This window comes from Exiguobacterium sp. E4787, assembly GCF_018618375.1.
Taxonomy (GTDB): Bacteria; Bacillota; Bacilli; order Exiguobacteriales; family Exiguobacteriaceae; genus Exiguobacterium; species Exiguobacterium chiriqhucha.
The window spans coordinates 94048-115000 of the sequence record NZ_JACSLY010000001.1 but is presented as its reverse complement, the minus strand read 5'-3'; the positions used below and the strand labels follow the sequence as shown (position 1 = coordinate 115000).

The 20953-nt window shown below is 54.0% G+C and carries 21 protein-coding genes; all 21 read left to right on the top strand.

Annotation, left to right across the window (positions count from 1 at the left end):
- Positions 1 to 70: 70 nt before the first annotated feature.
- The 21 genes from KNP80_RS00600 to tdh all read left to right on the top strand — a co-directional run bounded on the left by KNP80_RS00600 (position 71) and on the right by tdh (position 20945).
- The gene (locus tag KNP80_RS00600) at positions 71 to 838 is read left to right on the top strand and encodes a segregation and condensation protein A (RefSeq protein WP_214720415.1); all 768 of its coding nucleotides are present in this window, start codon (positions 71 to 73) and stop codon (positions 836 to 838) included.
- Positions 816 to 1409, top strand: coding sequence for an SMC-Scp complex subunit ScpB (gene scpB, locus KNP80_RS00595; RefSeq protein WP_214831800.1), 594 nt, complete (start codon positions 816 to 818; stop codon positions 1407 to 1409). The genes KNP80_RS00600 and scpB overlap by 23 nt, the downstream gene beginning before the upstream one ends.
- Complete coding sequence (locus tag KNP80_RS00590; protein WP_021067626.1) at positions 1410 to 2168, top strand: pseudouridine synthase; 759 nt, start codon at positions 1410 to 1412, stop codon at positions 2166 to 2168.
- Positions 2169 to 2304: 136 nt separating this feature from the next.
- Positions 2305 to 2886, top strand: a complete 582-nt coding sequence (locus tag KNP80_RS00585) for a redoxin domain-containing protein (RefSeq protein ID WP_214720414.1) — start codon at positions 2305 to 2307, stop codon at positions 2884 to 2886.
- 19 nt (positions 2887 to 2905) lie between these two features.
- Complete coding sequence (resB, locus tag KNP80_RS00580; RefSeq protein ID WP_251128797.1) at positions 2906 to 4453, top strand: cytochrome c biogenesis protein ResB; 1548 nt, start codon at positions 2906 to 2908, stop codon at positions 4451 to 4453.
- Complete coding sequence (gene ccsB / locus KNP80_RS00575; RefSeq protein WP_214831798.1) at positions 4453 to 5637, top strand: c-type cytochrome biogenesis protein CcsB; 1185 nt, start codon at positions 4453 to 4455, stop codon at positions 5635 to 5637. Before resB ends, ccsB begins: the two co-directional genes overlap by 1 nt.
- A gap of 159 nt (positions 5638 to 5796) precedes the next feature.
- Complete coding sequence (locus KNP80_RS00570; RefSeq protein ID WP_021067622.1) at positions 5797 to 6513, top strand: response regulator transcription factor; 717 nt, start codon at positions 5797 to 5799, stop codon at positions 6511 to 6513.
- On the top strand, positions 6513 to 8216 hold the full coding sequence (locus KNP80_RS00565; protein WP_214831796.1) for a sensor histidine kinase: 1704 nt from the start codon (positions 6513 to 6515) through the stop codon (positions 8214 to 8216). The genes KNP80_RS00570 and KNP80_RS00565 overlap by 1 nt, the downstream gene beginning before the upstream one ends.
- A 52-nt stretch (positions 8217 to 8268) precedes the next feature.
- A complete protein-coding gene (locus KNP80_RS00560; protein WP_214831794.1) occupies positions 8269 to 8820 on the top strand; it encodes a cob(I)yrinic acid a,c-diamide adenosyltransferase in 552 nt (183 codons plus the stop codon).
- 8 nt (positions 8821 to 8828) lie between these two features.
- Positions 8829 to 10067: an EF-P 5-aminopentanol modification-associated protein YfmF gene (yfmF, locus tag KNP80_RS00555; protein ID WP_214720411.1), complete on the top strand. Its 1239-nt coding sequence runs from the start codon at positions 8829 to 8831 to the stop codon at positions 10065 to 10067.
- A complete protein-coding gene (gene yfmH / locus KNP80_RS00550) occupies positions 10064 to 11323 on the top strand; it encodes an EF-P 5-aminopentanol modification-associated protein YfmH (protein WP_214831792.1) in 1260 nt (419 codons plus the stop codon). Before yfmF ends, yfmH begins: the two co-directional genes overlap by 4 nt.
- On the top strand, positions 11320 to 12015 hold the full coding sequence (ymfI, locus tag KNP80_RS00545; protein ID WP_214831790.1) for an elongation factor P 5-aminopentanone reductase: 696 nt from the start codon (positions 11320 to 11322) through the stop codon (positions 12013 to 12015). Before yfmH ends, ymfI begins: the two co-directional genes overlap by 4 nt.
- A 97-nt stretch (positions 12016 to 12112) precedes the next feature.
- Positions 12113 to 12889: a YmfK family protein gene (locus tag KNP80_RS00540; protein ID WP_021067616.1), complete on the top strand. Its 777-nt coding sequence runs from the start codon at positions 12113 to 12115 to the stop codon at positions 12887 to 12889.
- Between the two features lie 48 nt (positions 12890 to 12937).
- Complete coding sequence (locus KNP80_RS00535) at positions 12938 to 13789, top strand: helix-turn-helix domain-containing protein (RefSeq protein ID WP_251128796.1); 852 nt, start codon at positions 12938 to 12940, stop codon at positions 13787 to 13789.
- 31 nt (positions 13790 to 13820) lie between these two features.
- Positions 13821 to 14399 carry a CDP-diacylglycerol--glycerol-3-phosphate 3-phosphatidyltransferase gene (gene pgsA, locus KNP80_RS00530; protein WP_021067614.1) on the top strand — a complete coding sequence of 193 codons (579 nt, stop codon included), beginning with the start codon at positions 13821 to 13823 and terminating at the stop codon, positions 14397 to 14399.
- 67 nt (positions 14400 to 14466) lie between these two features.
- Entirely contained in the window at positions 14467 to 15693 is a 1227-nt protein-coding gene (locus tag KNP80_RS00525) for a competence/damage-inducible protein A (RefSeq protein WP_214831786.1), read from the top strand.
- A 76-nt stretch (positions 15694 to 15769) separates the two neighbouring features.
- Positions 15770 to 16819, top strand: coding sequence for a recombinase RecA (gene recA, locus KNP80_RS00520; protein WP_021067612.1), 1050 nt, complete (start codon positions 15770 to 15772; stop codon positions 16817 to 16819).
- A 187-nt stretch (positions 16820 to 17006) separates the two neighbouring features.
- Positions 17007 to 18569, top strand: coding sequence for a ribonuclease Y (rny, locus tag KNP80_RS00515; protein ID WP_029595337.1), 1563 nt, complete (start codon positions 17007 to 17009; stop codon positions 18567 to 18569).
- Positions 18570 to 18617: 48 nt separating this feature from the next.
- The gene (locus KNP80_RS00510) at positions 18618 to 19412 is read left to right on the top strand and encodes a TIGR00282 family metallophosphoesterase (protein ID WP_214720407.1); all 795 of its coding nucleotides are present in this window, start codon (positions 18618 to 18620) and stop codon (positions 19410 to 19412) included.
- Positions 19413 to 19438: 26 nt separating this feature from the next.
- A complete protein-coding gene (locus KNP80_RS00505) occupies positions 19439 to 19699 on the top strand; it encodes a stage V sporulation protein S (protein WP_012726477.1) in 261 nt (86 codons plus the stop codon).
- Positions 19700 to 19868: 169 nt separating this feature from the next.
- On the top strand, positions 19869 to 20945 hold the full coding sequence (tdh, locus tag KNP80_RS00500; protein WP_214831785.1) for an L-threonine 3-dehydrogenase: 1077 nt from the start codon (positions 19869 to 19871) through the stop codon (positions 20943 to 20945).
- Positions 20946 to 20953: the final 8 nt, after the last annotated feature.

The window sequence follows — 20953 nt, the reverse complement described above, 5'->3', positions numbered from 1 at the left end:
TCCTTTCGTGGTCACGGTACTACAAAACATGTTATACTAAAGCGCAAAAATGTAAATGGCAGGTGTCTCTATGGAAGCGTACAACGTCAAAATCGATACGTTCGAAGGTCCGCTCGACTTGCTGCTCCACTTGATCGGCAAGATGGAGCTCGACATCGCGGACATCTCTGTCTCCGAGGTCACGGACCAGTATGTCGCCTTTATCCGGGCGATGCAAAAATTTGAGCTCGATGTGGCCAGTGAGTATTTGGTCATGGCGGCGACGTTGCTCCAATTGAAGAGCAAGCAGCTGTTGCCACCGGTACCGGTCGAAGAGGATGACATTCCTGACTTCGGCGAAGAACCGACCCGCGAAGGGTTGATTCGACAGTTGATTGAATATAAGGCCTATAAAGAAGCGGTCGTGTTCATGCGCGAGCAGGAAGAGTCTCGGCTCGAACTGTACAGCCGCCCGGGCCAAGATTTGACGCGCTATATGTCCGACCTCGTCCAACCGTACGACGGACCGCTCAACTTCTCGGACTTGTTGCACGCCTATTCGAAGATGGTCGAGCGCAAGCGGTGGAAAGAACGCCGTAAGAAGACGATCAAACGCGAAGAACGGACGCTCGAAGAGCAGATGACGCGGTTGCACGAGCACGTCTCGGCAGCAGGGACGACCTCGTTCTTTTCGTTTTTTGAGGAGCGGCCCGATGTCTCCGACCTCGTCGTCACGTTCATGGCGTTGCTTGAGCTAATCAAGTTGCGTGTCGTCACGACCAAACAAGAAGAACGGGACATTCAAATCTCGTTCGTCGAATCATCAAAGGAAAGGAATGAAGCCGTTGCTGTCTTATGAAACGATTATTGAGAGTCTACTGTTCGTTGTCGGCGAAGAAGGGATGGAAGTGCGTGCCCTCGCGGATACACTCGACATTTCGGAAGCCGCCGCCCGCGAACAGTTGAGTAAGCTAGAAGTATCGTTTAAAGACTCCGGTCGCCCGTTCCAATTGATTGAATCGGCGGGCGTGTACAAGCTCGTGACGGTGCCCGAGGTATCCGAGTATATTCAGCGTTACGTCGGCACGATGGCCGAACAAGCCTTGTCTCGGGCAGCGATGGAGACGCTCGTCATCATCGCGTACAAGCAACCGGTCACCCGGGCCGATATCGAAGAAGTTCGGGGCGTCAAAGTCGAACGCGTCATCCATACGCTGTTATCAAAAGGGTTGATTGAGTCGGCCGGACGGGCCAAGACGATCGGACGGGCCAAGTTGTACCGCACGACCGAGCATTTCCTGGACCATTTCGGGTTTAATTCACTTGATGAATTGCCCCCATTAACGTTTGGAGACGAGCTCTCGGACGAAGGCGATTTGTTCTTCGGCCAGCCGTCTGCGATTATGCAAGATAGATTGGAGAATGAATAAATGGAACGTTTACAAAAAGTGATTGCCCAAGCAGGTGTCGCCTCACGGCGCAAAGCCGAAGAAATGATTTTAGATGGACGGGTCCGCGTCAACGGGAAAGTCGTGCGCGAACTCGGGACGAAAGTCGGACCGAAGTCTGAAGTCGAAGTCGACGGTGTGAAAATCGAACAAGAAGAGCATGTCTACTATGTCCTCTACAAGCCGAGCGGTTACGTCTCGACGGTCGAAGACGATAAAGGTCGTAAAGTAATCACCGACCTCGTCCCACCCGGATCACGTGTCTTCCCGGTCGGACGTCTCGACTATAACACGACGGGACTCATCATCTTGACGAACGATGGAGAGTTCTCGAACATGATGACCCATCCGAAGTTCAAAATCCCGAAACGCTATGTGGCGAAAGTGAAGAACATTCCTTCGTATATCGCGATGAAACAACTCGAGTCGGGCGTCGAGCTCGATGATGGATATAAGACGGGCAGTGCCCAAGTGAAGATGAAGACGGTCGACCATAAGAAAAACTCGGCCATTCTAGAAATCGTCATCTCGGAAGGCCATAACCGTCAAATCCGCCGCATGCTCGAAGCAGTCGGTTCGGAAGTCATCAAATTGAAGCGCGAACAGTTCGGTTTCTTGACGCTCGACGGTCTCACGACGGGCGAATGGCGTGAACTGTCACGCAAAGAAGTATCCAAGTTGCGTGAACTTGCCAACCCGACCGTACCCCCTGTACAACGAGGCAAGAAAAAGAAAAAATAACAACTAAAAAATCGTCCTGAGATAGGATGATTTTTTAGTTTGTGGAGATTGTGTGACAAAAAGATGAAAAAAGTCTGTTAATGTGCGTTTTTGGTGTTTTTTCAGTACAATAACAACTGAAGGATGGTGTGAACTCATGACGAAAGAAACAAAGTCGGGTGATCGCATGAATCAGGCGATGGCCCATAAGAAAAAACGGTCATTTTGGCGGCTCATGATCATGACGATGGTCCTGTTCGCAGGAGCGGTCGTCATCATGCAATTGATTGAACAAGCCGGTAACGACGGACGGGTCGAGGCCGGTGACGATGCGCCGAACTTCAAGCTCGTCAGTTTAGACGGGACAACGATGGTCGAGCGTGAAACATACGACGGCAAAGGGCTACTCTTGAACTTCTGGGGCACGTTCTGTGAACCGTGCGAGAAAGAGATGCCGGTCGTTCAGGACAACTATGCAGCCCTTCAAGACATGGGCGTCGATTTTTGGGCGGTCAATGTCGGTGAGACACCGCTCCGGGTCGATAATTTTGTGAACGACCTCGGCGTCAAGCTCGACTACCCGATTTTGATGGACACGCGCAGCGAAGTCGAGAAGGCGTACGGGATTTATAACTTGCCGGTCACATTCGTCATCGATGCGGATGGCAAAGTGATTGAAAAGTACGAAGGTGAACTCACGAAAGAGAAACTGATGGAGTTGGCCGAAAAGTCATTGTAAGCGAACGGGGGGCGCACATATGCTAGATATGAAATACGACGGCGCCGATTTACGATCGAAGCGTCGTCCACGGTCATGGATTGATCGGGTGTGGAGCTTTTTTGCATCGGTCAAGGTCGGTCTGTGGCTCATCGGGCTCATCATCGTCGGATCGGCGGTCGGAACGATTTTCCCGCAAGAGATGTATATTCCGCAACAGTTGCCGGCGAGCCAGTATTATACGGACGAGTACGGGACACCGGGAACGATTTATTACACGTTAGGATTCCATAACCTCTATACATCGTGGTGGTACATCACGTTGATCGTCATGCTGACTTTATCGCTCATCGTCGTGTCAATCGACCGATTTTTCCCGCTATATAAAGCGTTGAAAAACCAGCCGGTCCGACGTACCGATCGCTTCATGCGCGGACAACGTCTGATTGGAGAGGGAAAAGGTTCGGACGAACAAATCGATGCGTTCGGCGACGCCTTAAAAGCGAAGCGCTATCAAGTGAAGCGTGACGGCGACGCCTTACTCGCCGAAAAATACCGTTTTGGCCGTTGGGGCCCATACGTCAACCACATCGGGCTCGTCATCTTCTTCATCGGGGCGATGCTACGCGTCTTTCCGGCATTCCATACGGACACGCTCGAATGGGTGCGCGAAGGCGATACGGTTCCGCTCGAGGCGACGGATGATAAGTATTATCTCCGCAATGATCAATTTATTTTAGAAATGTATGATCCGGAAAACAACGCCGAAGATGCGAAGTTTGCCGAGGCAATCGAAAAAGCGGGTGCTGTCCCAAAAAACTATGAGACGGAATTGACGCTGTTCAAGAAGACCGGAACGAACGAGGACGGATCGCCGCAACTCGAGGAAGTCGATACCGGTTCGACGAAAGTGAACCATCCGTTCAAGTTTGAAAAATATGAAGTGTATCAAGAACAGTATTCGAGTCGTCCAGAGTTCTTGTCAATGTCATTCAACGTCGCTGATAAAGAGACAGGCGACGTATACGGACCGTTCACGGTCGATTTGACAAATCCGGAGACGACATACGACCTCGGTGACGTCACGGTCAAACTGAACGACTTATACCCGGACTTTGAAGTCAAGGACGGTCAGCCGAATACGAAATCGCCACGGGCGCTCAACCCGGCTTTCTTCATGGCGATTGACACACCGGACGGCACGACCGAATCGAACTTGATCGGGATTCGCTTGAACGTTGCCGACGAGGAGAATCGCTATGCGGTCCAATTCGCCGGGACGGAGATGGCGAGCACGAGCGGTCTTCGCGTCAAGAGTGACTCGACGTATCCAGTGTTAATCGTCGGTGGAATCATCTTCATGGTCGGGATTGTAATGGGTATGTATTGGCCGCACCGTCGCATCTGGATTCGCCGTCACGGCGAAACGGACGTGCTTGTCGCCGGTTTCACGAACAAGAACCCATCTTCACTTAACCGCGAAATCACACCGCTCCTAGAGAAACATGGCCTGCCGATCTGGGAAGATCAGGCACGGTTTGAAAAAAAGACAGACGACAACTCAACCAATGAAAGAGGGGAATCATAATGGATTGGATTCAGTGGAGCAGTCGTTTGCTCTTCATCGCGTTCATCCTGTACGCTGTCGCGACTGTGTTGTTCACAATCGCGGTCAGCGGGATGCGCAAAGACCGCAACGTCAACCGTATCGCCTATGGAAAATATGCGTTCATGCTGGCGGTCATCGGCTTTATCGCCCAAATGGGATATTTTATTTTACGGTGGGTCGGGGTCGGCTATGCGCCGGTATCGAACCTATACGAATACACGACGTTCTTCGGAATGATGATGGTGCTTGGCTTCCTCGTCGTGTATGGCATTTATAAGAATGATGTGCTCGGGTTGTTCGCCATGCCGGTGGCTTTGCTCGTCATCGCCTTCGCCTCGATGTTCTCGAGCGAAGTGGCACCGCTCATCCCAGCCTTGAACAGTGTCTGGTTGAAGATTCACGTCACGACCGCAGCGCTCGGACAAGGGATTCTGGCCATCAGCTTTGCATCAGGCCTCATCTTCTTGCTGAACGAGACGTCGATGCGCGAGCAGTCGAAGTCTCGGACATGGCTCGAAGTCACGATGTTCGTGCTCATGTGTACGCTCGGCTTCATTCTCGTCTCGATGCTCTTCAAGGCGATTGGTGCCGGTGGCGTCGTCGAGTTCACGAACGACCGCGGAACGCAAGAGTCGTATGAGTACTTCATGCCGATGCTGTTCGTACCGGAAGGGGCGCAACTTGTCTCTGGTGCCAGCGGCTTGTCACTCGAGTTGCCGACGTTCATCAACACGTTGAAATTGAACACACTCATCTGGTCGGTCATCGCCGGCGCTGTGATTTATGTGCTGCTCCGTTTCGTCATCTTACGCAAGCGCGTCGCCGAGGCGTTACAGCCGCTCGCGAAAAAGGTCGACCTCGACCTCGCTGACGAGATCAGTTACCGTTCGATCGCCATCGGCTTGCCGGTGTTCATTCTCGGGGGCCTCATCTTCGCCATGATTTGGGCCCAAATCGCCTGGAACCGTTTCTGGGGCTGGGACCCGAAAGAAGTGTGGGCGCTCATCACGATGCTCATCTATATCTATTACTTGCATATGCGGATCCAGCGTGGCTGGACGGGAACGAAAGCGGCTTGGCTCTGTGTCGGTGGATTCGCCGTCATCATGTTCAACCTCGTCTTCGTCAACCTTGTCATCGCCGGTTTGCATTCATATGCGTAAACAAAGAAGTCACTCCGGTGGCTTCTTTTTTCATGGCGCTATCAACTGACCGTTGTGAAGCCAAATAATAGAGTGGTATAGTTATGAAAGAGAGCGAAATGTTCACAATTGTGCAACAAACGCTACATCTTGTAATGGTTCGATTAGGAGGTTTAGTGGATGGCTAATAAAACAAAAATTTTAGTGGTCGACGACGAGGAAAGAATTCGCCGACTATTAAAAATGTATTTGGAACGGGAACAGTACGTGATTGTCGAAGCGACGAACGGGGAAGAGGCGTTACAGCTCGCCCTCGAGCATAATTTCGATGTCATCTTGCTCGATTTGATGATGCCGAAAATGGACGGTGTCGAGGTGTGTACCGAACTTCGCAAATCGAAAGCGACGCCGGTCATCATGTTGACGGCGAAAGGGGAAGAAGTCGACCGTGTCCAAGGGTTCGAGGTCGGGGCCGACGATTATATCGTCAAACCGTTCAGCCCGCGTGAGGTCGTCCTGCGCGTCAAGGCGCTCCTCCGCCGTTCAGGATCGACCAAATATTTACGTACGGCTGAAAAATCAAAAGACTTAATCGTCTTCCCGCATTTGACGATCGATAACGACGCGCACCGTGTCACGGTCGACGGAGAAGAGATTGCGCTCACGCCGAAAGAATATGAACTGTTGTTCTTCTTGGCCAAGCAAGTTGACAAAGTGTTCTCACGGGAACAGCTATTAAAAGAAGTCTGGAACTATGAATTCTTTGGAGACCTTCGAACGGTCGACACACACGTGAAGCGACTCCGGGAAAAGTTGAACCGGGTCTCTCCAGAAGCCGCGCACATGATTACGACGGTATGGGGTGTCGGTTACAAGTTCGAAGTCGTCAGTGAGTGATGATTCGCCGCAATAGCATCGTCACAAAGCTGTGGTTGACGATTCTCGTATTGGTCAGTCTTATCTTGTTCATCGTCTCCGTTCTGATGCTCGAGTTTTTCAACTCGTTTCATATCGATCAGGAACGAGGCCATTTGGCCAAACTCGGGGGACAAGTTCAATCCGTACTGCTCCAAGAAGGGGACGCATCGCGGACGGTTGATCAAATCATCGAAGTGTACGGCGCCAACTATATATTGGAGAACGGGACGGTCCGCTCGAATTTCGGGACCGAAGTCGATGGGCTCATGACCGAACTCGGACGTCAAGACTGGGAAGCGTATCAAGCCGTCGGAGAGACGTCGATCGGGAACTTCTCGTCGTTTGACGACCAGGCCGCGCTCGCATACCGGACGACGTTCTCACTCGAGACGGGCGAGTATACGCTTTATTTGATTGAACCGCTTGATGCGATCTCGAGTGCGAACGAAGGGGCCCGGACGATCATCTTTTGGACGGTCGCCTCGGCCATCATCGTCACGACCGTGTTCGCGTTCTTCTTATCGACGCGCATCACGGCACCGCTCCGGGAGATGCGCGACGCCGTCAACAAGACAGGGGAAGGGCAGTTCGACCTGCGCCTCGTTCAAAAGTCGAACGATGAGATCGGCGAACTGGCCGGCTCGTTCAACGCGATGAGCAGCCAGCTGTCGACGTATGTGAACGCGCTCGATCGGGAACGGCTACAATTGGCCTCGATTTTACGGTCGATGGCCGATGGGGTCATCACCCTCGACCGCCATGCGAACGTCATCGTGACGAATCCTCAAGCCCAACCGCTCCTCATTGACGAGCAACCGCACGAAGTCGTGTTGTCGCTCTATGAGGACGTCGTCGCCGGGGCTCCGGAGAAGACGATTGAAGTGAAACAGCACGACCATTATTACACGTTGACCGTGACACCGCTTCTTGGCGAGGACGATTTCGAAGGGGCCGTCGTCGTCATCCGTGACACGACAGAGAGCCATCGCCTCGACAAGATGCGGACCGATTTCGTCGCCAACGTCAGCCATGAACTCCGGACCCCGCTCGTGACACTCCAAGGGTATTCCGAGGCGATTATCGACGGCATGACCGAGAGTGATGATGCGACGAAAGAATTCGCTTCCATCATCTATGATGAGTCACTCCGGCTCGCCCGTCTCGTCAACGATTTACTCGACTTGGCACGGATTGAATCGGGCAAAGAGACGATGCAATTCGCGACGTTCGACCTCGGTGAGTTTTTACCGCGCGTCATGCGCAAGTTCAACCAGATGGCGAACGAGAAAGGGATCACCCTCTCGACTGAGGCTCCGCGTCACACGATTGAGGCGGACGGGGACCGATTGGAACAAGTGTTCACGAATTTAATCGGCAATGCCATCGCACATACCGAGTCCGGTTCGATTCGACTCGAAGCGAGCGCAGAAGAGACCGGCTTCATGATCCGTCTGTCCGACACGGGCAGCGGCATCCCGAAAGAAGATTTACCGTTCGTGTTCGAACGGTTCTACAAAGCGGATAAAGCACGGACGAGCGGCGGCAAGGCAGGTACCGGAATCGGTCTCGCCATCGTCAAGAACGTCATCGATGCCCATCACGGCACGGTCGACGTCTCAAGCGCGCTCGACGAAGGGACGACGTTCACAATCCGTCTCCCGTACACGCAACCGCAGGTATAACGACAATGGTGACTCCTATGGGTCACCATTTGTGGCTAAAGGAGGAAATGACATGAAACTGTACACACGAGGCGGGGACAAGGGCGAGACGTCGCTCATCGGTGGACGCGTCTTGAAAGTCCATCCCCACATCCAGGCGATGGGACTGTTAGATGAGTTGAACAGTCAGATCGGTCTCGCGCTCGCCCATCAGACGGACGAGACGCTCCGGACCCAATTGACACGAATCCAGCACGACTTGTTCGATCTCGGCTCGGAGCTGATGTATAAACATGACCCGCCGCAACAAGTCGATTTAGTAATCGTCACGGAGCTTGAGACGTGGATTGACGAGCTTGAGGCCAAATGTCCTGAGCTCGTCCGGTTCATTTTGCCGGGAGGCAGTGTCGGAGCGGCAAGCCTGCATGTGGCGCGCACCGTCTGTCGCCGTGTCGAACGAGAACTTGTCAATGTCGATGCGGCCGTCCGTCAACTCCCGTACTACAATCGATTGAGTGATTACTTATTTACTGCGGCCCGTTACGCCAACGTCGTGGCCGGTGTGCCCGACCAAGAATATGCCCGCGGTGCCGATGTCTTTAAAACGAAAAAGAAGAAGGAGTAGATCCAGTTATGAAAGGAATCGAACAATTTCAACAGCGATTGCACTATTCGGTCTACCCGACCCAAAAATTCAAGACGACGACATGTCTCGTCTCGTTCGCGGCGCCATTGTCGCCTGAGACGATTGCAGCCCGCGCCTTGTTGCCGTATGTGATGGAGAAGGCGACGGAAGCCTATCCGTCGATCGAACTGTTCCATACACCGCTCGAACAACTGTATGACGCAAGCCTGTACGCCGGGGCCTCGAAAGTCGGCAAAGAGCATATCATCCAGTTCCAGCTTGAAGTCGTGAACGACGAACTCGTCGGCGAACCGGTGCTAGCTCAAGCCATCAAACTGCTCGAGGAAGTGCTACTTCGTCCGAACGCCTATGACGGGGCGTTCCAACCGCTCATCGTTGAGCAAGAGACCCGCCTTCAGCGTCAACGGATCGAATCGGTATACGATGACAAGATGCGCTTTGCCCAACAACGTCTGCAAGAGCTGCTCGGCGGAGAACTCGCCATCCCATCGCTTGGGACACTTGACCAGTTGGAGCACGTGACACCTCGGACGTTGTTCGAAGCGTATGAATCGATGATCCGTCACGACCGCGTCGACGTTTATGTCGTCGGAGACGTCAGTCGTGAACAAGTGACGGACGCGTTCGCCCCGCTCGAAGGGCTCGGAGAACGTCTCGTTCGGGAGTATCCCCAGCCGGTCGACCGTGAGTTTCAACGGCTCGAGGAACATCAAGCCATCAATCAGAGCAAGTTGCACCTTGCCTATCAAGTCGACATCGACCCGAGAAGTGAGGACGCCGTCCGGATGCAAGTCGTCAACGGCTTATTCGGCGGCTTCCCGCACTCGAAACTGTTCATGAACGTCCGCGAAAAAGAGAGCTTGGCCTATTACGCGGCCTCGCAGTATAGCTCGCTCAGCCGGATGCTGTTCGTCTACGCCGGAATCGATGCCTCGAACCAGGCCAAGACCGAGGCGATTATCGCCGACCAGCTAGTCGACCTTCAAGCCGGCACGTTCGAGGATGAGACGCTCGAACAGACGAAAGCGATGTTATTCCATCAGCGTCGTCAACTCGGCGACAATCCGCGTCAATTGATTGCTTGGATGAGCGGTTCGGACATCCGTCCGTTCTCGCTCGACGAAGAGATGGCGATTATCGAACGGACGTCGCGTCAAGACGTGGCCGCGCTCGCGAACCGATTGACGCTACAGGCCGTCTATTGTTTAAAGGGGGGAACCGCATGAAACTCGATTTTCCTAACGTCGGAGAGACGCTACATTATACCGTCCTCGAGAACGGATTGACGGTTTACTTATTGAAAAAGACCGGCTATGAGAAAACGTACGCCACGTTCACGACCAAATACGGGTCGATTGATCGTCGGTTCAAGCTAGAGGACTGGGTCGACGTACCGGACGGAATCGCCCACTTCCTCGAGCATAAGATGTTCGAGAAAGAGGACGGCGACGTGTTCCAACAATTCGGACGCCTCGGTGCGTCGGCGAACGCGTTCACGTCGTTCACCCGGACGGCATATTTATTCGGTGCGACGTCGAACGTCAGTGAGAACTTGAAGACGTTAATCGACTTCGTCCAAGCGCCGTACTTTACAGAAGCATCGGTCGAAAAAGAGAAAGGCATCATCGGTCAAGAGATTCAGATGTATCAAGACAATCCAGGTTGGAGGCTCTACTTCGGTTTGATTGAGGCGATGTACGCCGAACACCCGGTCAAAATCGATATCGCCGGGACGATCGACTCGATCAGTGCCATCACGGCGGACGATTTGTATCGTTGCCACCAAGCGTTTTATCATCCGAGCAACATGGTGCTGTTCGTCGTCGGGAATATCGACCCGGACGCGATTCTCGCCGAAATCACCGCCAACCAGGCGGCGAAGACGTTCCCGCAGCCGCTGTTGACGGCGCGGGAAGAAATCGAAGAGCCGGAGACGGTGCATCTGGCCGAACGCATCATCGAGATGGACGTCTCCGTCCCGAAAGTGATGATCGGATATAAGGATACACCGCTCACCGGCAAGGACGGCATGAAGCAAGAGCTCATCGTCGAGCTCCTCATGCACGCCTTGTTCGACACGACGGCGCCGCTCTACGCGGAACTGTATGCCGAAGGATTGATCGATGACGCGTTCTCGTTCGACTATACGTCAGAAGAGACGTTCGCCTTCGCCGTCCTGTCGATGGAGACGCCGCACGTCGAGCCGTTCGTCGACCGTATCACGTCCGCCCTCGAGCGTCCGCTCGAACTCGGCGCCGAGACGCTCGATCGCAAGAAGCGCATGATGAAAGGACAGTTTTTGAAGGCACTCAACTCACCGGAGTTCATCGCCAACCAGTTCTCACGTTACGCGCTCAGCGGCGGCAACATGTTCGACATCCCTGATTTGCTCGATGCGATTTCACTCGACGATCTGTACGCCGCGTATGACCGTCTATTCCAAGCCGATCACCGGACCGTCTGCATCGTTAAGAAACCGTGACGACGCTCATCACGGGAGCGAGCGGGGCGATCGGCCGTGCCGTCGCCCTGTCGTTCCGAGACGATGACCTCATCTTGCAGGCGCATACGCAAGCAGAATCGCTCCGTGCATTCGTCGCGAGCGAAGGACTGACGGCTGACGTCGTCACGTGTGACCTCGATGATGTGGCCGGGCTCGAGGCTTGGCTCGGCACACTCGGACCGGTCGACCGCATCATCCACGTCGCCGGCAATCATGCCTACGGGTTGCTCGTCGACCAGTCGCTCCTCGAACTCGATCGGCTGTACCGGATTCATGTCCGCTCGATGGTCCGGCTCGTGCAGCACGTCGTCGGGCAAAAAGCGTACGACCGCCCCCTGGACATCGTGGTCGTCTCGAGCGTCTGGGGTGAGGTTGGTGCGGCCGGGGAAGTCCTCTATTCGACGGTCAAGGCCGCCCAGCTCGGATTCGTCAAAGCGTTCGCCCGTGAGGCGGGACCGTTCCATGTCCGCATCAATGCGGTCACGCCGGGGTGGATTGACACTCCGATGAATGATACCGTAGAAGAGACGAAACAAACCGCCCGTGAGGAGATTCCGCTCGGCCGGTTAGGCGGACCTGAGGACGTGGCGGAGACGATTCGTTTCCTCTGCTCTCCTGCCGCCGCCTATATGACGGGTGCCGTGCTCCGCATCGATGGCGGTTGGGTATAAAACTTTGTCGCCACGACTGAAACGAGTTCTTTTCAATTCTTCTAAAATAATTTAGAATGAACAAGGTAGCGAGCACACATCGGAAAGGGTGGACGAGATGGATCATAAGTTCGAAGAATGGTATCTCGAATATGAACTTTGCCAAAATCGGCCCGGTATCCTGGGGGATATCGCTTCCCTGATGGGGATGCTTCAAATCTCAATCGTGACGATTAACGGCGTCGATCTCCAGCGCCGCGGCATGCTGTTAAAGGCCCCGGCCGCGGATCACGTCCATCGTCTGGAACATATTTTGCGCAAGATGGAAGCCATCGTCGTCATCAAGCTCCGGCGACCGAAGCTTCGAGACCGAATCGCGATTCGACATGGGCGCTACATCGAGCACGACAATGACGACAAGAAGACGTTCAAATTCGTCCGCGAGGACTTAGGTGTCCTCGTCGACTTCGTCGCCGAACTGATGAAAGAAGAACGGCACTTGTTGATCGGGGTGCGCGGCAATCCGCGTGTCGGAAAGACCGAGTCGATTGTTGCGGCGAGCGTCTGTGCGAACAAGCGCTGGCTGTTCCTGTCATCGACGCTCATGAAGCAGACGGTGAGGACCTCGTTGTTCGAAGAAGAACGCGAAGGGGACCACGTCTATATCATCGACGGTGCCGTCTCGACCCGGACGATGGATGAACGCCATCGTCAATTGATTCGAGAAGTCATGCGGTTGCCGTCCGTGAAAGTCATCGAGCATCCGGACCTATACGTGCGCAACACCGATTGCGTGTTCGAAGACTTTGATTACATCATCGAACTGAGGAACTCACAAGATGAGGAGATTATCATTCCTCAAGAGACACATCGTGAGGCAGAATGGTTTGAATAACTACTTGAATGGAAGGTGTGGACCCCTGTGACAGAACTAGGGACTTTTTTGAAACAAAGGCGTGAGGCGAGCGGTTTGACGCTCGACCAAATCCAGCAGACGACGAAGATTCAAAAACGCTATATCATCGCGATCGAGGAAGGTGATTACAAAAATCTCCCTGGCTCGTTCTATGCACGGGCGTTCATTAAAACGTATGCGGAATCGTTAGGACTTGATGTCGATGAACTGTACGAGACGTATGCGAAAGACTTGCCGAAAATCGAGCCGCAACCGACCGTTCAATTATCGCGAAAGCAAACCTATTCGAAAGCGTCCGAGACGTCGAGCCGTGTCTCGCGTTGGGTACCGAAAGTCATGCTCGTGCTCGTCGCGTTCCTGTTGATGACGGCCGTCTATTACGTCGTCCGAAACCTTGATTTCGGCGACCAAAACGCGTCACCGGCTGAACAGACGAACTCGGGTGTAACCATTGATCAAAACAAGGACGTGCCGGAAGAAGAGCCGGTCGAAGAAGAACCGCCGGCCGAAGAACCGGTCGAAGAAGAACCGGCAGAAGAGACGGGACCGATTGCAGTCGCGTCGACGAACGGGGCAGACCTCACATATGAGATCGCGACGGCCGATAAACTGACGACGGAGATTCATGTGAAAGAGTCGCCGGCGACATATGTCGGTGTTCGGGACACCTCACTCGAGGGAGCGTTCCTCGCTCCGGAATATCCGAACCAATCGAAACAAAACCCGATTGTAATCGAGGACGCGGAGACGGATACGCTTCGCATCCGAATCGGCTTGATCGGTGGGGTCGAGAAAATTGTTGTCAATGGCCGGGAGCTTGAATTAGCCGACTCGCCGGTCACACAAAATATATTTGTAAAGAGAGTCGACGCAGAATAAGTTGACTCTCCTTCTAGAGGAGGAGTTCTCGATGAACCTACCTAACCGTTTGACGATGTTACGGGTGTTGCTCATCCCCGTGTTCGTCGTCTTACTCGCCGTAGATTTTGATTGGGGAGACATCGCTTTCCTCGGGGCGGACGTACCGCTCCATCAATTCATCGCCGCGGTCATCTTTACGATTGCCGCTATCACTGACTGGCTTGACGGGCATCTCGCCCGGAAGCACAACTTGGTCACCAACTTTGGGAAATTCATGGATCCGCTCGCTGACAAACTACTCGTCACGGCGGCACTCGTCCTGCTCGTCGAGATGGATCTCGTCGCGGCATGGGTCGTCGTCGTCATTCTCTCGCGTGAGTTCGCGGTGACGGGACTTCGTCTCGTGGCGGCCGATGAAGGAATCGTCGTCGCGGCCGGGAAGTCGGGCAAAGCGAAGACATGGGTCCAACTCTTTGCCATCATCTTCCTGCTGTTCGGCAACCCGATTTTCAGCTATGTCGGCATCCCGTTCGGCGAATGGGCGATGTGGCTCGCGCTCGTCTTGACCATTTACTCAGGGGCCGAATATTTCGCACAAAACTATAAGATCATTGTAAAGTCGATGTAACCATCGGCATAGACGAGTTGTTCAGCTTGGCCGAACAGCTCGTTTTTTTATTGGGGGAGGAATTTGGATGAAACGCACCGAAATCATTGCGGTAGGCTCTGAACTGCTCTTAGGGGAAATCACGAACATGAACGCCCGTTACTTATCAGAACAGCTGTCGAAATATGGGTTGTCCGTGCTGTATCATGTAGTCGTCGGAGATAATCAGGAACGTTTGCGAGCGACACTCGAACAAGCGCGATCACGAAGTGAATTCGTCATCGTCACCGGCGGGCTCGGGCCGACGGCGGATGATATCACGAAGACGACACTCGCCGAGGTGCTCGGCCGTCCACTCATCCGTGACGAGGCATCGCTCGAGACGATCCGTCGCTTCGTCGCCTCGCGCGGACGCGAGCCGAACGAAGGGGACGCGCGGCAAGCCGACGTCTTGACCGGGGCCGAAGTGCTCACCAACCCGGTCGGTCTCGCGCCCGGGATGTGGATCGAGGACGAACCGACATGGCTGTTGTTACCGGGTGTCCCGTGGGAGATGAAAGCGATCGTCGACGCCACGTTCCCAGAAAAATTCGGCGGGATGACCATCGTCTCTGAATCGCTGCGCTTTTATGAGATTGGCGAGTCGGCGCTCGACGCGGCCGTCGCCGATTTGATGACCGGGTCGAACCCTACGGTCGCCCCGTACGCCGAATCGGGCGAGGCACGACTGCGCATCAGCGCCCGCGCCGATACTGAGACCGTGGCGCGGGAGATGATTGAACGGGTCAAACAGGATATTTTGGCGCGGGTCGGTCACTTTTACTTCGGTTCGGACGACGATACGCTCGCCGCACGGCTGATTCACGAGTTACAAGCGCGTCAGGCGACGCTGTCGATTGCCGAATCGCTCACGGGCGGTCAAGCCCAAGCGATGCTCACGGCCGTTCCAGGAGCATCCTCGGTGTTCAAGGGCGGGGTCGTCACGTACTCCGACGAGCTAAAAAATAGGTTTTTAGGGGTGTCCCTTGATACAATTGATTCACACTCGGTCGTCTCAAAAGAAGTCGCCTTTGAAATGATCCTCGGTCTGACGCGTCAGACCGGAACGGATTATGGGCTGGCGTTCACCGGCGAGGCCGGTCCGACGTCAAATTCGGGTCAGCCGGTCGGAAAAGTGTTCATCGGCATCCGGTCACCGGACGGGATTGACGTGATTGAACGTGATTACCCGCATCAAGAGCGGCATGTCATTCAAGCCCGGGCTACGAAAGACGGAATGTGGGCGCTCCTGCAACAAATGAAAAAAGGCGAATAAACGTTCGCAAAAAACTTGTGTATCGTCTTCGCTTCGCTTATAATGAAAGTATCAATCAAAGGAGGCTCATTAATCTATGAGTGATCGTAAACAAGCGTTAGAAATGGCATTACGCCAAATTGAGAAACAATTCGGTAAAGGCTCAATCATGCGCCTCGGTGAAAATACAGATCAGCAAGTTTCGGTGACCCCGTCAGGCTCAATCGCCCTTGACATCGCGCTCGGTGCAGGTGGTTATCCACGTGGTCGTGTTATCGAAGTGTACGGACCTGAATCGTCAGGTAAGACGACGGTGGCGCTTCACGCCATCGCTGAAGTTCAAAAGCGTGGCGGACAAGCTGCCTTCGTCGACGCCGAGCACGCGCTCGACCCGAAATACGCACAAAACTTGGGCGTCAACATCGATGAGTTGCTCTTATCACAACCGGATACAGGGGAACAAGCCCTTGAAATCGCGGAAGCCCTCGTCCGCTCTGGTGCGGTCGATATCCTCGTCGTCGACTCGGTTGCGGCACTCGTTCCGAAAGCCGAGATTGAAGGGGAGATGGGAGACTCACACGTCGGTCTTCAAGCCCGCCTCATGAGCCAAGCGCTCCGTAAATTGTCTGGTGCGACGAACAAGTCGAAGACAATCGTCATCTTCATCAACCAAATCCGTGAGAAAATCGGAATCATGTTCGGTAACCCGGAAACGACACCTGGTGGTCGTGCCCTCAAGTTCTACTCGTCGGTCCGTCTCGAGGTCCGTCGTGCTGAAACGCTCAAACAAGGTCAAGACATGGTCGGGAACCGGACGAAAATCAAAGTCGTCAAAAACAAGATCGCGCCACCGTTCAAGACGGCAGAAGTCGATATCATGTACGGCGAAGGCATCTCACGTGAAGGCGAGCTCATCGACATCGGGGCCGACCTCGATATTGTTCAAAAGAGCGGCGCGTGGTACTCGTACAACGAAGAGCGTCTCGGTCAAGGCCGTGAGAACGCGAAGCAGTATATGAAAGAGAACCCGTCGGTGGCCGCATCGGTTGAAGAACGGATCCGCGACCACTACGGTCTCAACGGTGAAAAGACGGTCACAGTCGAAGCTGACAACGATGACGTCCTCTCACTTTTAGACGAAGAGTAAGTAACCTTTCTCGCCTGACATGGTTCAGGCGAGATTTTTTTAGTATAATTTTTTTGATGAATTGGTAGTTCTATCCTGTCCGTGCATTGCATTCTAACAGGTAAATAAGTACAATAAAGCTATACGCGGGCTCGCTCGCGTTTTCATTCATGAAAAAATAAAATAACCTTGCGAAAGGGAGGTGAACATGATGGAATGGCTATTAGAGCTTATTCTGATCCTCCTTTTGCCGATAGCTTTTGTTGCAGGTTTTTTTGTGCGTAAATCGATCGCCGAAGCGAAGATTCAAGGTGCCGAGACGGAAGCGACCAAGATTGTAGAGCAAGCGCGACAACAATCGGAAGCGATGCAAAAAGAAGCACGGCTTGAAGTAAAAGAAGAGATGATTCAACTTCGCAATGAAACCGAACAAGAATTGCGCGAACGACGTGAAGAGCAGAAAGTGAAAGAAAATCGTTTCGTCCAAAAGGAAGAGCTTCTCGACCGGAAAGCAGACATGCTTGAACGGAAAGAAGACGCCTTGGATGAACGTGAGGCTGCACTCGCGAAACGGAAGCGTGAAGCGGAAACGCTCGAGAGCAAAGTGGAGGAATTATATGAGGAGGCACGCCAAGAACTAGTACGCGTGGCAGCCTTGTCGAAAGAAGAAGCACGGACCATCATCATGGACGAAGCGAAGCAGGAAGCGCTTCACGATGCTGCTCTCCTTCAAAAAGAAATCGAGCAAAAAGCAAAATTAGAAGCTGATAAAAAAGCGAAACACCTCTTGTCTCTCACGATGCAACGTTATGCGGCCGAACACGTCGCCGAGACGACCGTATCAGTCGTCAACTTGCCGAGTGATGAGATGAAAGGGCGGATTATCGGACGTGAAGGACGTAACATCCGCACGCTCGAGACACTCACCGGCATCGACCTCATCATCGATGACACGCCGGAAGCGGTCATCCTGTCTGGATTTGACCCGGTCCGTCGTGAAATCGCCAAGATGACGCTCGAAAAACTCGTTCAAGACGGTCGGATCCATCCGGCCCGCATCGAAGAGATGGTCGAGAAATCACGTCGTGAAGTCGATGAACGCATCCGTGAATACGGGGAAGAAGCGACATTCTCAGCCGGCATCCACGGAGTCCACCCGGACCTCGTCAAGACGCTCGGTCGAATGCGTTACCGGACGAGTTACGGTCAAAACGTGCTCGCCCACTCGGTCGAAGTGGCCCACCTCGCCGGCATGATGGCCGCCGAGCTCGGGGAAGACGTCACGCTCGCCAAGCGAGCGGGTCTCCTCCACGATATCGGGAAAGCCATCGACCATGAAGTCGAAGGCAGCCACGTCGAGATCGGTGTCGAGCTCGCCACGAAGTACAAAGAGCATCCGGTCGTCATCAACTCGATCGCCTCGCACCATGGGGACGTCGAAGCGACATCGACGATCGCGGTTCTCGTCGCAGCGGCTGACGCCTTGTCAGCGGCGCGTCCAGGAGCCCGTCAAGAGACGCTCGAAAGCTATATCCGACGCCTGGAGCGCCTCGAAGCGATCTGTGAGTCGTTCGAAGGCGTCGAGAAGTCATATGCCATCCAAGCGGGACGTGAAGTCCGGATCATCGTCCGCCCAGACGTCGTCGATGACGTCGTGGCGAACAAGATGGCCCGTGACATCTGTAAACGGATCGAAGATGAGCTTGACTATCCAGGCCAAATCAAAGTGACGGTCATTCGCGAAACGCGTGCCGTCGATTATGCGAAGTAACAAGAGCGGAGACATTCTCCGCTTTTTCTATTGGAGGAGGACAAGACTATGAAAATCTTATTTATCGGCGACGTGGTCGGAAAACCAGGTCGCGACATCTTGAGCGCCCAAATCGGACGCTTAAAAAGCAAATATAGCCCGACGTTCATGCTCGTCAACGGTGAAAACGCAGCCAACGGACGCGGTATCACAAAAAAAATCTATCAACAATTTCTCGAGCTTGGATTCCACGGCGTGACGATGGGGAATCATACTTGGGACAACCGTGACATCTTTGACTGGATCGATGATGCCGACCGCATCGTCCGCCCGGCCAACTATCCTACCGGTACGCCCGGTGTCGGGATGATGGTGTTGAAACAAGGCGGGAAGAAGCTCGCCGTCATCAACGCGATGGGGACGGTGTTCCTGCCGTCGCTCGACTGTCCGTTCCGCACCGTCGACGCGCTCGTCGAAGAGATTCGCGGCGAGGTCGATGCGATTTTCGTCGACATGCACGCCGAGGCGACGAGTGAGAAGATTGCGATGGGCTATCACCTTGACGGTCGCGTCCAAGCCGTCGTCGGCACCCATACGCACGTTCAGACGGCTGACAACCGCATCCTGAACAATGGCACGGCGTACATCACTGACGTCGGGATGACGGGTCCGCTCGACGGGGTGCTCGGCATGGATGCCGAGGTCGTCTTAAGAAAATTCATCACCCAGCTCCCGGTCCGGTTTGAAGTTGCCGAGGGACGGGAACAACTAAATGGAGTTTTAATCACAATCGATGACCAATCGAAACGAGCCACGAAAATCGAACGCATACACCTAGATGATCAGACCGTATGGTTTGATTGAACAACCTACCCGAGGGGGAAACAAGAATGGACGTACTCAAAGTTTCGGCAAAATCGAATCCTAACTCCGTGGCGGGTGCACTCGCTGGCGTACTTCGTGAAAAAGGAACGTGTGAGATTCAAGCAATCGGCGCTGGAGCGCTCAATCAATCCATCAAAGCGGTCGCGATCGCGCGTGGTTTCGTCGCGCCGAGCGGGCTGGATTTGATTTGCATCCCTGCGTTCACCGACATTATGATTGACGGAGAAGAACGAACGGCAATCAAGCTCATCATCGAACCACGATGAGCTTGCGGTCGGGACATAGGTCCTATTCTTGTAAGAGAAGCCATCGGCGCGGATGGCTTCTCTTTTTTGTCTGGAAAATCGACGTTCTATCTTCTCAGGTTCGTCATTTTATGACAAGATGAAAGAGAACGTGAAGTTCGATTAAGAGATGAAGAGGGGGACGTTTTCAATGGAACAGCTCGTGTCTACGACAGAGAAGGAAGCAACGACACCTGTGATGAAAGCGATTCAAAAACATACGGCCGGATTCGGGGCCCAATTGGTCGAAGTGCCAGTCCCGACACCAGGAACCGGGGAAGTGTTAATCAAAGTGAAAGCGACATCGATTTGTGGGACCGATGTCCACATTTATGAGTGGGACGACTGGGCAAAGAGCCGGGTCAAACCGCCATACGTGTTCGGTCACGAGTTCGCGGGGGAAGTCGTGGCGCTCGGGGAAGGAACGAAACGCATCCAAATCGGACAAACCGTATCGGCCGAGACTCATATCGTCTGTCACCAATGTAAACAGTGTTTGCGCGGGCAGTATCATATCTGTAAGAACACGAAAATCATCGGTGTCGACACGCAAGGCTGTTTCGCTGAATACGTCGTCATGCCTGAAGAGAACTTGTGGGTCAATCCAGAGTCGATGCTGGCCAAGCTCGCCTCGATTCAAGAGCCGCTTGGAAACGCCGTCCATACAGTGCTCGCGAGTGACGTGTCGGCCAAGTCGGTCGCCATCGTCGGGTGTGGGCCAATCGGGCTCATGGCCGTCGGCGTCGCCAAAGCGGCGGGCGCGAGCCGCGTCTATGCGATTGACGTCAACCCGTACCGGTTGAAGCTCGCCGAAGACATGGGGGCGGACGTCGTCATCAATAGCCTCGAGCAAAATCCGCTCGAGCTGATCATGGATCAGACCGATGGGGACGGCATCGATGTCGTCTGTGAGATGAGCGGGCATCCGGTCGCCATCGACCAGGCGTTCAAGATGGTCACGGCCGGCGGGGACGTCAATGTGTTGTCACTACCAGCCAAGCCGGTCGCCATTGACTTGACGCGTGACGTCGTCTTCAAAGGGGTGCGCGTTCAGGGCATCACCGGACGTAAGATGTATGAGACGTGGGGTCAAGTGTCGACGCTACTCGCGACAGGTCAGCTGAACGTAGAACCGATTATCACGCACGTGTTCAAGCTCGAGGAGTTCGAGCAAGGTTTCGAGCTCATGCGGGCCGGGAAGTGCGGTAAAGTGGTCTTATTACCATAAACAGGGGG